The sequence below is a fragment of the Micromonospora sp. R311 genome, assembly GCF_056780015.1.
In genome coordinates this window covers 39360-53921 of the sequence record NZ_JBSWCE010000004.1, presented here as the reverse complement: position 1 = coordinate 53921, position 14562 = coordinate 39360, and the positions used below count along the sequence as shown (strand labels likewise).

The 14562-nt window shown below is 76.3% G+C and carries 14 protein-coding genes; all 14 read right to left on the bottom strand.

Translation table 11 applies throughout. From position 1 onward, the window contains the following. Positions 1 to 2: 2 nt before the first annotated feature. Complete coding sequence (locus AC1WTP_RS04285; RefSeq protein ID WP_481647936.1) at positions 3 to 407, bottom strand: hypothetical protein; 405 nt, start codon at positions 405 to 407, stop codon at positions 3 to 5. Next, positions 404 to 2830: a family 78 glycoside hydrolase catalytic domain gene (locus AC1WTP_RS04280; RefSeq protein ID WP_481647935.1), complete on the bottom strand. Its 2427-nt coding sequence runs from the start codon at positions 2828 to 2830 to the stop codon at positions 404 to 406. The genes AC1WTP_RS04285 and AC1WTP_RS04280 overlap by 4 nt, the downstream gene beginning before the upstream one ends. A 28-nt stretch (positions 2831 to 2858) precedes the next feature. Beyond that, positions 2859 to 3119, bottom strand: a complete 261-nt coding sequence (locus AC1WTP_RS04275; RefSeq protein WP_481647934.1) for an acyl carrier protein — start codon at positions 3117 to 3119, stop codon at positions 2859 to 2861. Between the two features lie 13 nt (positions 3120 to 3132). Further along, a complete protein-coding gene (locus AC1WTP_RS04270) occupies positions 3133 to 4323 on the bottom strand; it encodes an acyl-CoA dehydrogenase family protein (RefSeq protein WP_481647933.1) in 1191 nt (396 codons plus the stop codon). Between the two features lie 340 nt (positions 4324 to 4663). Beyond that, on the bottom strand, positions 4664 to 5563 hold the full coding sequence (locus AC1WTP_RS04265; RefSeq protein WP_481647932.1) for an LLM class flavin-dependent oxidoreductase: 900 nt from the start codon (positions 5561 to 5563) through the stop codon (positions 4664 to 4666). Positions 5564 to 5567: 4 nt separating this feature from the next. Beyond that, the gene (locus tag AC1WTP_RS04260) at positions 5568 to 6698 is read right to left on the bottom strand and encodes a steroid 3-ketoacyl-CoA thiolase (protein WP_481648086.1); all 1131 of its coding nucleotides are present in this window, start codon (positions 6696 to 6698) and stop codon (positions 5568 to 5570) included. 5 nt (positions 6699 to 6703) lie between these two features. After that, on the bottom strand, positions 6704 to 7930 hold the full coding sequence (locus AC1WTP_RS04255; RefSeq protein WP_481647931.1) for a cytochrome P450: 1227 nt from the start codon (positions 7928 to 7930) through the stop codon (positions 6704 to 6706). Beyond that, entirely contained in the window at positions 7927 to 8610 is a 684-nt protein-coding gene (locus tag AC1WTP_RS04250) for a DsbA family protein (protein ID WP_481647930.1), read from the bottom strand. Before AC1WTP_RS04250 ends, AC1WTP_RS04255 begins: the two co-directional genes overlap by 4 nt. Beyond that, positions 8607 to 9491 (bottom strand): thioesterase family protein, encoded by an 885-nt coding sequence (locus tag AC1WTP_RS04245; protein WP_481647929.1) that lies wholly within the window; start codon positions 9489 to 9491, stop codon positions 8607 to 8609. Before AC1WTP_RS04245 ends, AC1WTP_RS04250 begins: the two co-directional genes overlap by 4 nt. 11 nt (positions 9492 to 9502) lie before the next feature. After that, on the bottom strand, positions 9503 to 10282 hold the full coding sequence (locus tag AC1WTP_RS04240) for an alpha/beta fold hydrolase (RefSeq protein WP_481647928.1): 780 nt from the start codon (positions 10280 to 10282) through the stop codon (positions 9503 to 9505). Continuing rightward, positions 10279 to 11160 (bottom strand): beta-ketoacyl synthase N-terminal-like domain-containing protein, encoded by an 882-nt coding sequence (locus tag AC1WTP_RS04235; protein WP_481647927.1) that lies wholly within the window; start codon positions 11158 to 11160, stop codon positions 10279 to 10281. The genes AC1WTP_RS04240 and AC1WTP_RS04235 overlap by 4 nt, the downstream gene beginning before the upstream one ends. Further along, positions 11157 to 12281, bottom strand: a complete 1125-nt coding sequence (locus AC1WTP_RS04230; protein ID WP_481647926.1) for a beta-ketoacyl synthase N-terminal-like domain-containing protein — start codon at positions 12279 to 12281, stop codon at positions 11157 to 11159. Before AC1WTP_RS04230 ends, AC1WTP_RS04235 begins: the two co-directional genes overlap by 4 nt. Then, entirely contained in the window at positions 12262 to 13359 is a 1098-nt protein-coding gene (locus tag AC1WTP_RS04225; RefSeq protein ID WP_481647925.1) for a beta-ketoacyl synthase N-terminal-like domain-containing protein, read from the bottom strand. The genes AC1WTP_RS04230 and AC1WTP_RS04225 overlap by 20 nt, the downstream gene beginning before the upstream one ends. Then, a complete protein-coding gene (locus AC1WTP_RS04220) occupies positions 13356 to 14561 on the bottom strand; it encodes a beta-ketoacyl-[acyl-carrier-protein] synthase family protein (protein ID WP_481647924.1) in 1206 nt (401 codons plus the stop codon). Before AC1WTP_RS04220 ends, AC1WTP_RS04225 begins: the two co-directional genes overlap by 4 nt. Position 14562: the final 1 nt, after the last annotated feature.

The following is a 14562-nucleotide window of genomic DNA, read 5'->3' as shown; positions in this document are numbered from 1 at the left end:
GATCACCCCTCCCCGCCGGCCACCGCCGGTTGCTCCCGTCGGGCGCGCGGGCGGCGCCCGTTCCCACCGTCGAGCGCCGCCGGCGCGCCTTCGGTGTCCACCGTCGGCGCCGGTTCCCGCCGTCGGGCCCCGCGGACCCGGCGCCGGTCGTCGGCCTCCACCACGGCGAACCGGACGGCGGTCGCCGCCGCCCGGGTGCACAGGTAGACGTCGCTGAGCCGTTCGCTGTGCTGGCCGAGGTCGGCGCGGCGGTCCACCCGCAGCTCGGCGAGGCCGAGCGCGGCCTCCACCGTGGCCAGCAGCGCGGCGTTGATCGCCACGTCGCCGTCCAGTCGGCCGGACACCAGCGCGTACGCCTGGCGGAGCAGGTCACGCACCGCGCCGGGGTCCGGTTCGGGCGGTGTCATCGCACCCCCACCAGGGCGGCGCTGAAGCTGCCCGCGGGACGGGACTCCCGCCGGCCGTCCAGATCGAGCACGAAGGGCACCGGGGAGGTGACCTCCACCCGGTCGGTGACCGCCACCTCGATCAGCCCGTGCGGGGTGGGCACCGCCCCGCGCGCCCAGGTCAGGTCGCCCAGCCGGGGCGCGATCCGGGCCCGGGCGAAGCCGGGCAGGTCGGGGCTGACCCCGAGGGTGTACAGCGGCAGGTCCCGGCTCGGGGTGGCCGACCAGCCGTGGCAGTGCGAGCCGCCGAGCCAGGTCTCCGGCCAGGTGCCGTCGCCGAGGTCGAACAGCCGCGCCCAGTCCCGGCACAGCGCCGCCACCTGTCCGGCGGCGCCGAGCTCGGCGACCGCGTCGTGCACCACGTAGCGGAAGAACGGTTGCGCCTCGACCACCTCGCGCGCCACGTCCCAGTCCGGCGGCGGCGGACCCATCGCCGCGCGCAGCGGCATGGTGCGGAAGGACCAGGCCCGGCACACCCGGTCGGCGCGGCGCAGCAGGAAGCGCAGCGCGGCCGGGCGCAGCGCCGCCGGCACCAGCCCGCCGACCACGGCCGCCGCGGTCGCGTGGTCGGAGACCTGCGGGGCCACCTCGCCGTCGCGCAGCCAGTCGCGGTACGCGCCCCGCCGCTCGTCCCAGAAGACCGGGTACCCGGCCGCCAGCTCGGCGTGCCGGGCCGCCGCCCACCGGGCCCGGCCCTGGTCGCCCAGCCAGGCCGACATCTCCGCGACGTCGCGCAGCGCCCGCCCCCACAGCCCGTTGAGCGTGGCGCTGGCGCCGGCGCCCTGGACGCTGGCCCAGTCCAGCAGCACCCAGCCGGTCACGTCGTGCAGCAGGCCGCCACGGGCGAAGTCGGCGAACCAGCGCAGCACCCGCTCCGCCACCGGCAGCAGCTCCGCCACCAGGTCCCGGTCGCCTGTCCAGCGGTAGAGGTTGTGCACCGAGCGGATCCAGTGCAGCGACCAGTCCGGGATGTAGGTGCCGCCGCGGTGCTCGTAGTCGCAGGCCACCGCCATCGGCAGCATGCCGTCCGGACGGGGGCTGGCGCAGAGCCGGGGGTGCCAGCGGGCGAGCCGCCAGTCGGGGTTGGTGAGCAGGTCGACCGCCTGGTGCACCACCGAGTCGCCGACCCAGGCCCGCTGCTCGCGCGTCGGGCAGTCCAGGTAGGCGTCCTGGGCGCTGAGGTCGACGGTACGCAGGCCGGTGCGGTGGATCCGGTCGAGCAGTTCGTCGGAGCAGGTGAAGTAGGCGCCCGGTGGGCGGGGCCGGAGCCGCTCGCGCACCACCGGCGCGTCGAGGCGGATCCGGCCGGCGCCGCTGAGCACCAGGACCGCGTACCGGCCGCCGGCGGGGTCGGCGGACTCGAACCGGTCGGCGTGGCCCCGGGCGACGTAACGCAGCCCGTGCGGGTGGTGCTGCGCCGGGATCCGGCCGTCGGCGTCCAGTTCCTCGCACATCCGGGCGTCCACCCGCGTCCCGGCCGGGGCGTGCAGCCGCAGCTCCAGGGTGCCGGCCACCACCTGCCCCCAGTCGACGGTCAGCACGGCGACCGCGTCGGCGGTCAGGTCCAGTTCGACCGGGAACGTCACCTCCCCCCGCACCGGCCCGGCCTGCGCGTCGGCGCCGGCGACGTACCGGGCCGGGCCGGGGTCGCCGGCCGGCGGCGGGGCCAGCCGGAGCCGGGCCCGCGCCGCCGGACGCGATGCGGCGGGCGCGGACAGGCCGGGACCCGGCGGCAGCGGGCCGTACGGGTCGGTCGGCGGGGTGGTGCGGGCGGTGCCCCCGATGTGCAGCGCGGTGATCACCCGGGCCGGACGCCAGTCCCGGTCGTCGACGTCGAGCGCGAGCCAGCCCGGGTCGAGCCGGCGGCCGTCGAGCACCTCGGGCACCGACCCGCCGACGCCCTCCGGCCGCTGCGGGATCCAGGCGTCGGCGATCCGGTAGCGCCAGGCGCGGTCGGTGGCCAGCGGGCCGTCGGGCAGGTCCAGTTCGGCGAGCAGCCCGCCGGCGCCGTGGCTGAACGTCGGGCCGGCCGGCATCCACCGGGCGTTCGGCTCGCCGTAGAAGCGGACCAGGCAGCAGAGCACGTTCCGGCCGGCGACCAGGGCGGGCCCCGCGTCGACGGTGTCGTACGGCAGCCGGGCCGGGTGCGAGCGGGCCGGCCCGCGGGCCAGTTCCCGCCCGTTGAGCCAGAGCACGTACCGGGAGTCGGCGGTGATCCGCAGCGGGGCGGTGCCCGGCGCCCGGGGCAGGTCGAAGACCCGCCGGAAGAGCACCCGGCGGTCCTGCGCGCCGGCCGCGATCCGGGTGTCGGTGGAGAACTCGCCGAGCTTGTCGATGCCGCTGTCGTGGCACCAGATCCACTGGGCGGCCCAGGCGGTGCTCATCGGGTCACCGGCCGGCGGCGGTGGCGCATCAGGCGCCGTGGCCGTGCGCCCGGACGATGTCGGCGCACTCGTTGATGGTCGGGCTCTCGAACAGCAGGAAGAGGTCGATCACCTCCCCGTACCGGTCGTTGATCCGGTTGCAGATGTCCATCAGCTGGATCGAGTCCAGCCCGAGGTCGAAGAAGCTCAGTTCCGGCGAGACCGGGGCACCGGCGATCTCGTCGACGATGGACTGCACCACCGCCGCCGGGTCCTCGACCCCGCTCACCTTGGCATCCGACTGGCTCATCGGCCACCGTCCTTCACATCATCCAGGGGTCCGGCACGGGCACCCCGAGCAGCGCCCGCCCGACCCGCGTCTCGTGGTATTCGGAGAAGTAGCCGTGGTGACTGCCGGCGTTGATGTCCCGCCAGCAGCGTTGCAACGGCGAGCTGCCGTAGAGGGCGCCGCCGCCGGCGAGCCGGAACACGGTGTCGACCACCTCGACGCCGGCGCGGATCGCCCGGCCGGTGGCCAGCCGCACGGCCACCCGGTCGTCCATGCTCATCTCGTCGCCGCGCAGGGTCCGCTCCCAGGCGGCGCCCATCACGTCGGTGACGAACGCCTTCGCCGAGCGCAGGTCCGCCTCGCAGCGGGCCACCGTGAGCTGCACCGACTGCTCCTGGGCCAGGGGCTTGCTGCCCCGGGACTTCTTCGGCGCCAGCGCGACGAACTCGTCGAGCGCCCGGCGGGCGATGCCCAGCGGGAAGCCGGCGAACTGCACGCCCATCAGAGCGAAGAACGACCACCGGAACAGCGGCCCGTCGTGCCGTGGCCGCTCGAAGATCGGGTTGGCGGTGAACTCCGGGGTGACCCGCACCTGCTCCATCACGGTGTCGTTGCTGCCGGTGCCCTTCAACCCGGCGACGTCCCAGGTGTCGAGGATCCCGCACTGCTCGCGGGGGGCGAACACCAACCGCCAGTCCGGGCGGCCCGGCGGGACGACGGCCGGCTTGTCACCGTCGAGCACCATCACCCCGTTGCAGAACCAGGACGCGTTGCGGCAACCGGTGTTGAACGGCCAGCGGCCGGTCACCAGCAGACTGCCGTCGTCCTGCGGGACCGCGGTGCCGCGGGGGGTGAAGACGGTGGCCACCGCGCGCGGTTCGCCGGCCAGCACGGTGCGCGCCGCGTCCTCGGCGAGCCAGGCGACATAGCAGGTGGCGTTGAGGGTCAGGATGGTGAAACCGGCCGACCCGTCCGCCGCGGAGATCGTGCTGATCACCTCGATCACGGTGAGCGGGTCCAGTTCCAGCCCGCCGAGGGCGCGCGGCAGCATCAGGTCGATCAGGCCGGCGTCCTGCGCCCTGGCGAACAGGTCCGGGGGCAGCTGGCCCAGCCGCTCGCCCTCGGCGGCCCGCTCGGCGAACTCCGGGGCCAGCAGCTCGGCGGTCTTGACGACGTCCGCGCCGCTGCGGGTGGTGTCCCGCGCCGCCTCACCGGTCACGCTCATCGCACCCTCCAATGTGTACGCAGGCGGCACGCGACTCGTCGCTCACCGTCACGGCGCAGCCAGTCTCCCAACGGGTCGCGCGGCCCGACAAGCAGCGCGGATTGCACACCCCGACCCGGGTGGACCGGATCCCGGCAGGGCACGGCCACCGGTGTCCGCCGGGGACGACGTCCGGCGGCGGGCACCGGGCGGGCGGCGCCGGAGGCCCCCGGGTGCGGCACGGCGGGCTGACGGCGCTGCGGCACGGTCGGTCCGGCAACGGCGCGGCACGGCGGTCCAGGAGCGGTGCGGCACGGCGGTCCAGGAGCGGTGCGGCACGGTGGACCCGGGGGCCCGTTCCCTACCGGGCGGGCGCGTCCACCGTCGCGAGCGCCTCGACCAGCTCGGCGAGCAGGTCGAAGGCCGCCGGGTCGACCGGGTCGGCGAGCGCCACGATGGCCAGCTCGAAGCCCTCGCCGGCCAGGGTGGCGAAGCGCTCGGCGGCGGCCGCCACGGTCTGCGTGTCGCCGTGGCCGGTGCGGGACAGGTGCAGCGGGCCGAAGGACGTCCGGCGCAGCGTGGCGAAGTCCCGCCCGATCTCCTCGCACCGGCGCCGGAGCAGGTCGAGCTTGAGCCGCAGCATCGGCCGGCCGCCGGCCTCGAACAGGTTGCAGGCGTCGGCGTACCGGGCGACCAGGGGGAAGACCCGGCGCTCGTGGGCGCCGCCGACCAGGATCGGCGGGCGGCGCAGCGGGGGCGGCGAGAAGATCGGCTCGGCCAGGCGCAGGTGTTCGCCGGCGAACGGGCTCCGGTCGCCGTCGAACGCCCGGTGCGCGAGCCGGAGCAGCTCCTCCAGCCGGGCGAACCGCTCCGGCCAGCTGTACGTCGGGATGCCGAGGGCGAGCTGCTCCCGCTCGTTCCAGGCCGGGCCGACGCCGAGCCAGGCCCGCCCGCCGGAGAGCACGTCCAGGGTGGTGACGATCTTCAGCAGCGGCCCCGGGTGCCGGTGGTGGCCGCCGGTGGTCAGGGTGCCGAGCTCGACCCGCTCGGTCACCGCGGCGAGGTGGGCCAGCACCGTCCACGACTCCAGGATCGGGTCGGTGGCCTCGCCGAAGAGCGGGATCTGCAGGAAGTGGTCGTTGACCCAGATGCTGGCCACCCCGGCCTGCTCCGCCTGCACGGCGATCCGGCGCAGGGTGGGGCCCTGCGCGGCGGGGCCGCCGGGCCAGTCGAACCGGTCGAGCAGCAGTCCGATCCGCACCGGCTCACCCCGCGATCCGTTGCAGCACTGAGGCGGTGCCCTGGCTGCCGCCGCAGCACATGGTGACCAGGGCCAGCTCCCCGTCGACCCGGTCCAGCTCGTGCAGGGCGGTGGTGAGCAGCCGCGCGCCGGTGGCGCCCATCGGGTGGCCAAGCGCGATCGCTCCCCCGTTGACGTTCACCCGGGCCAGGTCGGCGCCGTGGTGCCGGGCCCACGAGAGCACCACCGACGCGAACGCCTCGTTGACCTCCACCACGTCCAGGTCGGCGATCTTCAGGCCGGCCCGGTCCAGGATCCGCCGGGTGGCCACGGTCGGCCCGTCCAGCAGGAAGTACGGGTCGGCCCCGGTCACCACCTGGTGCAGCAGCCGGGCCCGGGGCCGCAGCCCCAGCTCGTCGGCGCGGCGCCGGGACATCCAGAGCACCGCGGCGGCGCCGTCGGAGACCTGCGAGGTGCTGCCCGCGGTGTGCAGCCCGCCGCGCATCACCGGGCGCAGCCCGGCCAGCGTCTCGACGGTGGTGGGGCGCAGCCCCTCGTCGCGGGTCAGACCGCCGAGCGGCAGCACCTCGGCGGCGAACCGCCCCTGCGCCCAGGCCCGGGCGGCCCGCTGCTGGGACAGCGCCCCGTAGCCGTCGAGGTCCGCGCGGGTCAGCCTCTCCCGCCGGGCGATCCGCTCGGCGCCGCCGAACTGCACGCCGGGCGGATCGTCCCACGGGTAGTCGGGCAGCTTGTGCTCGTCCACCCCGCCGGGGGCGTTCGCGCCGGCCGGCACCCGGCTCATCGACTCGACGCCGCAGGCGATGCCCACCTCGATCGCCCCGGTCGCGACCAGCGCCGCCACCAGGTGGTTGGCCTGCTGGGCCGAGCCGCAGCTGACGTCGACCGTGGTGCAGCCGACGCCCGGGTCCAGCCCGGTGGCCAGCCAGGCGTTGCGGGTCACCCCGAGCGCCTGCTCGCCGACCTGGCTGACGCAGCCGCCGATCACCTGCTCCACCGCGGCGGGGTCGATGCCGGTGCGCGCGATCAGCCCGAGCAGCACGTGCCGCAGCAGCGCCACCGGCTTGAGGGTGGACAGCGCGCCGTCGCGCCGCCCGATCGGGGTGCGGACCGCGTCCACGATGACCGCGTCGGTCAGCCCGGTCACCGCGGCACCGCCCGGACCGGCTGGTGGGTGAAGCCGCGCAGCACCAGGCTGCCGGTACGCCGGCCGGGGCCGGCCGCCTCGATCACGCGGGTCGCGCCGAGCAGCTCGGTGAAGACCGCGGTCAACTCCAGCCGGGCCAGCCGGGCGCCGAGGCAGTAGTGCACGCCGCCGCCGAAGCTCAGATGGTCGTTGGGGTGGCGGTCGAGGCGGAACGCGTCCGGGTCGGCGAACACCTCCTCGTCGCGGTTGGCCGAGCCGAAGAGCACCAGCACCCGGGCGCCGGCCGGGATCCGCCGCCCGCACAGGGTCACCTCCCGGGTGGTGCCGCGCCACAGCGCCTGCACCGAGGTGTCGTACCGGATGCCCTCCTCCACCGCGGCGGGCACCAGCTCGGGGTGGCGGCGCAGCCGGTCGGCGACCTCGGGGTGGCCGACCAGCGCGTGCAGCAGGTTGGTGGCCAGGCTGGTGGTGGTCTCGATCCCGGCCACCAGCAGGAAGGCGCAGAAGGCCAGCACCTCCTGGTCGGTGATGCCGGCCCGGCGGCCCCCGGCGATGGCGTCGAAGAGGTCGGGCGGGTCGTGCGGCGTGCCCCGGCGCAGCCGGCGCCCGAAGAACCGGAACATGTCCATGCCGCGGCCGATGCCGTCGGCGCCGGAGCCGGCCTGGCTCAGGTCGGCGGTGATCACCGCCGACCACTGCCGGAACTCGTGCTGCATCTCCGCCGGCACGCCGAGCATCTCGGCCAGCACCAGCGCCGGCACCGGCTCGGCCACCTCGGCGAAGAAGTCGGCCGGCCCGTCGTACGCCAGCAGCCGCCGCACCCGGTCCCGGGCGATCCGGGTGACCCGCGGCGCCAGAGCGGCGACCGCCGACGGGCTGAACGCGCGCGCCACCGCCCGCCGGAACACCTGGTGCTCCGGCGGGTCGGTGGCGATGAGCACCCGGACGTCGGGGGCGCCGATCCGGTAGCGCACCCCGGCGTCCGGGATCACCTTGCGCCCGCCGAAGTCGGGGCTCATGCCCACCTTCGAGGAGAACGTGGCGGGGTCGCGCAGCACGGCGGCCACGTCCGCGTGCCGGCTCACCGCCCAGACGTCCTCGGCCGGCAGGTGCAGCACCGGCGCCTCCCGGCGCAGCCGGGCGTAGCTCGGGTACGGATCGTCCGCCACCGCCGGGTCGGCCGGGTCGAACAGCGCCGGCCCGCGGACCGTCGTGCCGCTCATCCGCAGCCGCCCGCGGTGTCGGTGTCGGCGAGCACCCGCTCCGGCGCGCCGGTGCGCACCGGCACGGTGGGCGGGCCGAGCAGTTCGGTGAGGAAGTCGTCGAGCCGGTCCAGCCCCCAGAACCGGTGCGGCCCGACCCGGAAGTACGGGATCCCGAAGATGTCGTCGTGGTAGGCGGTGACCAGGCAGTCCACCCCGAGCGCGCGGATCTCGGCGGAGTCGGCGGCGGCCACGATCCGGTCGCCGTCCAGCCCCGCCCGCTCGGCCGCGGCGCGCAGCACCGGCGGGTCGCAGATGTTCTCCCCCCGCTCCCACCGGGCCGCGGTGACCGCGTCGTAGAACTGCTCCCCGCGGCCCAGCCGCCGGGCGAGCAGGTAGCCCAGGTGCGGCAGTTCCCACCACGGGTCGACGTCGACCGGCCAGACCATCCGCAGCCCGAGTTTGGCCGCCTGCCGCCGGGTGTCGTGCAGGATGTACAGGTGCTTGGCCTTGCTCATCGGGGTGTAGTGGAACTCCGCCCCGGCGGCGGCCAGGTCGGCGCCGGTGCGCTCGTCCGGGTCCCAGTACGGGATGAACTCCAGCCGCTGGTGGGCGTCGGGCAGCCGGCGGCGCAGCCGGTGGATCGCCATCCAGCTGAACGGGCTGCGGAAGGAGAAGTGCACCCGGGGCCCGCGCTTCACGACACTCCCCCGGTCAGCGCCTTCACCGTCTCCGGGTCCAGCCGGGCCAGGGTGCCGGCGTCCGGGCCCGCGCTGACCGCGTAGCCGTGCAGGATCCGGGCGGTGGCGACGTGCCGCGGCCGATCCTGCCCGGGGCCGGTGGTGAAGGCGTCCATCCGGCCGTCGAAGGCGCGGTCCTTGACGATGTCGGTGACGGTGAAGGTGGTCTCGATCTCGTCGTCCATGTGCGCGTCGGCGAGCAGCCGGACCCGGGCCCGGGACACCACCGGGATCCAGCTCCGCTCGGCCAGCAGCCGGGGCACCGACAGGCCCCGGTCGGCCAGGAACCGGTCGACCACCTCCTCGAGCGCGGCGACGTGGCTGCCGTGCTGCACCCGGTCGGAGTAGTGGCAGTGGAAGTAGCGGGCCCGCCACCCGAAGCGGTACGGCTCGACCACCGGTGGCGGCGGATCCGCCGCGGTGACGGCCGGCACCACCAGGGGCGCCAGCCGCTCCGGCGGCGTGGCCGGGTCGACGCCGCGCTCGGCGACCAGGGCGACGGAGACCTTCCCGCGCAGCACGGTGACCGGCTGACCGTCGCGGCCCAGGTGCAGCCGCACCCCGAACCGGCCGGGGCCCAACCGGTCGACCCGGGCCTCGACCTCGTCGTCGATCTCCAGCACCGCCGGCAGCAGGACCGAGCTGTCCACGATCTCCAGCCCCAGCCCGTACCGGTGGTAGAGGGCCTGCGGGCCGAGGTCCCGCTCCCGGAACCAGGTCAGCACGGCCTCCTCGGCCAGGTACATGAAGTGCTTGAAGCCGATCCAGGTGCGGATGTTGGCGCCGGCGTACCGGGGGCGGAGCCGGCAGACGGTGCTGCGCTCCGGTTCGTGACTCGACATGGGTGCCCTCCTCACTCGGCCGGTCGGGCCCGCGTACCGGCGCCGGCGGCCGCCAGTTCCTCGATGACCCGGGCCACCTCGGGTGCGTGGCTGACGTGGCAGAAGTGGTCGAAGTCGTCGCCGGCGGCCACCGTGCCCCGGGGCAACCGGCCGGCCAGCGCCTCCATGTGCGGCCGGAACATCCCCGGGTCCGCCTCGCCGATGAGGATCGTCGCGGGGATGTCCACGTGCGACAGCGGAAGGTGACCGCTCGCCACGTACTGCTCGAAGACCGCGAGGAACCCCACCGGGCCGATCCGCTCGCAGGTGCGGGCGAGCATCACCTCGAACACGTCCGGCGGAGCGGTGCGGCGCAGCCGCAGCCGCATGCCGTCGCTGATCTGCCGCTGGAAGGTCTCCCGGGACAGGTCGAAGGTCTGCCAGGTGACGGTGTGCTCGGCCGGCCGGAAGAACGGCGCCGCGAGCACCGCCGCGGTGGCCCGCGGCTCGCCGGCGGCCAGCCGGGCGAGCACCGCGTTGGCGCCGAACGAGTGGCCGACCAGCAGGAAGGGCCGGTCGCCGAGCGCCTCCAGCCCGGCGCCGACCCAGTCCCCCGGGCCGCCGGACCAGCGCCAGCGGTAGTCGTTGCCGGCCCGCCACGGCAGGTCGAGGGCGACCGTGCGCCACTGCGGCCCGAGGCAGCGGGACAGCCGGGTCCAGGTGCGCCAGGTGTCCTCGATGCCGTGCACGAAGACCGCGCACGGGCCGGTGTCGGTGCCCGGCGAGAGCAGGTGGGCCTGCGGCGACGTCATCCGGTCCCCTTCGACAACAGCCGGGTGGTGCGGTACCCGTCGTCGGGGTCGCCGCAGACGATGCGGGCCGTGCCGCCCCGACCGGCGAGCGCGGCGGCGGCCACCGCCACCTGCACCACGCCCAGCGCGCCGTAGCCGGCGCCGACCTGCGCGGTCAGGTCGACCGCGGCCGGATGCAGCCGCGCCGGGGCGAGCAGCAGGTCCGCGTCCCCGGTCGGCGGCCCGGCCGGCTCCTCCTCGACCGGGTCGAGCAGCAGGTCGCCGGCGGGTTCCAGCACCACGCAGCCGGCCACCGGCCGCAGCGGCGCGGCGGCCTCCGCGCCGAGCAGCGCGGCGGCGGTGGGGTCGGCCGGCTCCGCGCCGACCACCACCACCCGGCGGGCGCGGCCGGCGGCGAGCAGCAGCGCGCCGAGCGCCACCGCGTCCAGCCCGGCCGGGTGGCCGGAGCAGACCGTCAGGTTGGGCCCACCCCAGCCGAACCAGATCGCCACCGTGCTGCTGACGACGTTGCTGGACGCGTTCGGGGCGTCCAGCGGGCTCACCGCCCTCACCCCGTCCGCCGCGACGGCGGCGGCCACGGTGGCGACGGTCGCGCAGTTGCCCAGGTTGGACGCCACCACCACGGCGGTCGCCGGGTCGGGCGGGCCGTCGGCGGCGCGCCGGCCGGCCCGCGCCGGCAGGCCCAGCGCCCGGTGCACGGCGCAGAGCGCCAGCCGGGTCGCCGGTTCCTTCGCCAGCAGGCCCTTGCGGCCGAGCAGCTCCGCCGCCGCCTCCGGCGGGCAGGCCGGGCCCGGGTCCCACCCGGCCAGCCGTACGCCGGGCGGCAGCTCGGGCAGGTGGACGCTCCACGCGGTGACCGCCACCCCGGCCCGGTTCACGCCGCCTCCACCAGGGCGACCGCGTTGACGCCGCCGAAACCGAACGAGTTGACCTGGGCCACCCGGGCGGCGCAGCGGACCGGCGCGCCGGTGACCAGGCGCAGTGCCTTCGCCTCCGGCAGTGGGCGGCGCAGCCCCACCACCGGCGGCACCTGCCCGCCGTGCAGGCAGCGGATCGCCACGTCGAGGCTCATCAGCGCCGACGCGCCGGAGGTGTGGCCGAGCGCCCCCTTGAGGCCGGTGACGTACGGGTCGCCGCCCGCGTCGACCAGCACCCGGCGGATCGCCTCGGCCTCCGTGACGTCGTTGAGCAGCGTGCCGGTGCCGTGGCTGACCACCAGGTCGACCTCCGCCGGCGACCGGTCGGCGCGGGCCAGCGCGTCGGTCATCGCCCGGCTGATGCCGGCGAGCGACGGGGCGGTCTCGTGGTGGGCGTCGCAGGAGACGCCGACGCCGAGCAACCGGGCCGCGACCGGGCCGCGCCAGGCGCCGGACGCCACCACGACCGCGGCGGCGCCCTCGCCCAGCAGCACCCCGGTGCGGTCGGCGTCGAACGGCCGCACCCGCTCGGTCGGCTCCTCGCCGACCCGCCCGATCATGGCGAGCATGGAGGCGGTCATCGCGTCGGCGCCGGCGGCCACCACGACGTCGGCCTGCCCGGTGTCGACCAGGTCCTGGGCGAGCCCGAGGGTGTGCCCGGAGGCGCTGCACGCGTTGGCGACGGTGACCACCGGGCCCAGCGCGGGGGCGGCCGACCGCAGCGCCCCGGTGAAGTGCAGCTGCGCCGCCCGCACCGGCCGGCCGTCGACCGCCTGCCGCTCCACCGCCCGCAACTCCCGCAGGCCGGTGCCGACCAGCACCGGCACCCGGGCGGTGGCCGGGTCCAGGCCGGCCGCGCCGAGCGCCGCGGTGACGCACCCGGCCAGCCAGCGGCTGGCCGGCAGGTCCGGCTCGTCCCCGCCGGGCGGCCCGGGCAGGTGGTAGCCGCGGGTGACGTTGACCGCGGCCGGGTCGACGTGGCGCAGCGGGCCGACGCCGCTCTCGCCGGCCAGCAGCCGGGCGAAGGTCGCGGCACCGTCGCCGAGGCAGGTGCGCACCGCGCTAGCCGCGATGACCGCCACGGCTCCACCCCCGGACGACGGCGGCGCCCACCGCGCCCTCGCGGTTCTGCGCCACCAGCACCGACACCTGCCCGTCCAGCCCCGGATCCTGCCGGTGCGCGGCGAGCACGGTGGCCAGCTCCAGCGCGCTGCCGGCGGTCGGGTTGTCGCCCATGGCCTCGTCCACGGCGATCCGCCGGGCCCGGGAGTGGCCGACGGCCGACTCCACCGCCCGCCAGGCCGCCGCGCGGGCCGGCCCGTCGTCGGCCCCGCCGACCGCCGCCATCCGGACCCGGTCGCCGTCGATCCGGCACCGGTCGAGCGCGCCGCGCAGGCACCCGGCGAGGGCCTCGGCCCGGTCCCGCCCGCTCGGGCAGTAGCCGAGCGTCACGGCGAGCACCTCCGCGTCCGGACGCCGCGCTCCGGTGGCGTCGGGCGGGCGCAGCACGAACACCGCGCCGCCCTCGCCGGCCGGCAGGTCGTCGTCGCGGCGGTGCCGGGACAGCCAGGCGGTGTGCGGGGTGAACTCCTCCACCGCGCCGGCGAGCAGATGGTCGGCCTGCCCGGAGCGGAAGCTGTTGGCGCACCAGCGCAGCGCCGACAGGAAGGCCACCCGGCCGCCGGCGAGGGTGGCGTTGACGCCGGTGAGCTTGAACCAGATGGCGGACTGTCCGGCGGCGCAGTTCATCACCGTGTTCGGGAAGAGCGCCGGGTTGACCATGTAGGGCGGGTCCTGGGTGAAGGTGTCCACCGCGTAGTCCACCGAGGAGCGGACGCTGCCGGCGGTGGTGCCGAGCACCACCCCGATCCGGTGCCGGTTGGCGTCGGTGACCTCGAGCCCGGCGTCGGCCAGCGCGCGGCGGCAGGTGACCACGGTGAGCGCGGTACGCCGGTCGAAGAAGCTGGTGCCCTTGCGGCCCAGCTCGGCCCGCACGTCGAAGTCGACCAGGGCGTGTGCGCGCGGCGTGGGCAGCGGGGCGTCGTACCGGCCGGCGACCTCGACCGGGGCGGGCGGCCGGTCGAGCGCCCCGACCAGTGCCGCGTCGTCGGTGCCGGCCGGGCTGGTGACGCCCCAGCCGATGATCTGCAACGGGGTCACGACACCGCTCCCAACAGCACGATGGCGTTGTTGCCGCCGAAGGCGAAGCCGTTGTTCTGGGCCACCCGCACCCGGGCCGGCCGGGCGTGGTTGGGGATCGGGTCCAGCCCGGCCATCGCCGGGTCCGGGTTGCTCCAGTTGATGGTGGGCGGCAGGAACCCCCGGGCGATCGCCAGGGCGGCGGCCATCACCCCGAACGCGCTGGCCGCGCCCATGGTGTGGCCGAGCATCGACTTGATCGAGCTGACCGGCGGCACCCGCCCGGCGAAGGCGTCCACCAGCGCGGCCGCCTCGGTGGCGTCGTTGGCCGCGGTGCCGGTGCCGTGCGCGCAGACGTAGTCCACGTCGTCCGGTCGGACGCCCGCGTTGCGGTGCGCCACCCGCATGCACTCGGCGATCGAGGCGGCGTCGGGGGCCACCATGTGCCGCGCGTCGCAGTTCAGGCCGTAGCCCAGCACCTCGGCGTAGGGCGTGGCACCCCGGGCGCGGGCGTGCTCGGCGGACTCCAGCAGGAGCATGGCGCCGCCCTCCGCGGTGATCATGCCGGAGCGGTCCCGGTCGAACGGCGCGCAGGCCTTGTCGGCGACCGCACCGAGCCGGACGAACCCGGCGTGCGCCCAACGGCACACCGAGTCCGCGCCGCCGGTGAGCATCACGTCCGCGTCGCCGTTGGCCACCATGTCGTACGCGTAGCCCAGTGCGTAGTTGCTGGCCGAGCAGGCGGTGGCGAGGGTGACCGACTCGCCGGTGAGGTCCAGCTCCTCGCTCACCGCGGCGGCGAGCCGCCCGGCGGGCAGCTGCTCGGTCAGCTCGCCGGGCAGCGCCGGGAAGCCCTCGTCGACGATCCGGCGTCCCATCTCCTCGGTCACCTTCGACTCGCCGCTGGTGGTGCCGACCACCACGCCGGCCCGGTGCGGCGGCACCCGGTCGACGCGCAGGCCGGCGTCGCGCACGGCGAGCCGCGCCGCGGCGGCCGCGAAGAGGCTGGACCGGCCCCAGGCGGCGGTGTCGAGCCGGCGCAGGATCGGCTCCGGCTCGAACGAGCGCACCTCGCCGGCCATGGTCCGCGGGAAGCCGGCGGTGTCGAAGCTGGTGATGGCGGAGATGCCGTTGTGCCCGCCGCGCAGCCCGGCTTCGAACGCCGCCGCCCCGATGCCGATGTTCGACACCGGACCGAGGCCGGTGATCACCACCCGCTTCATG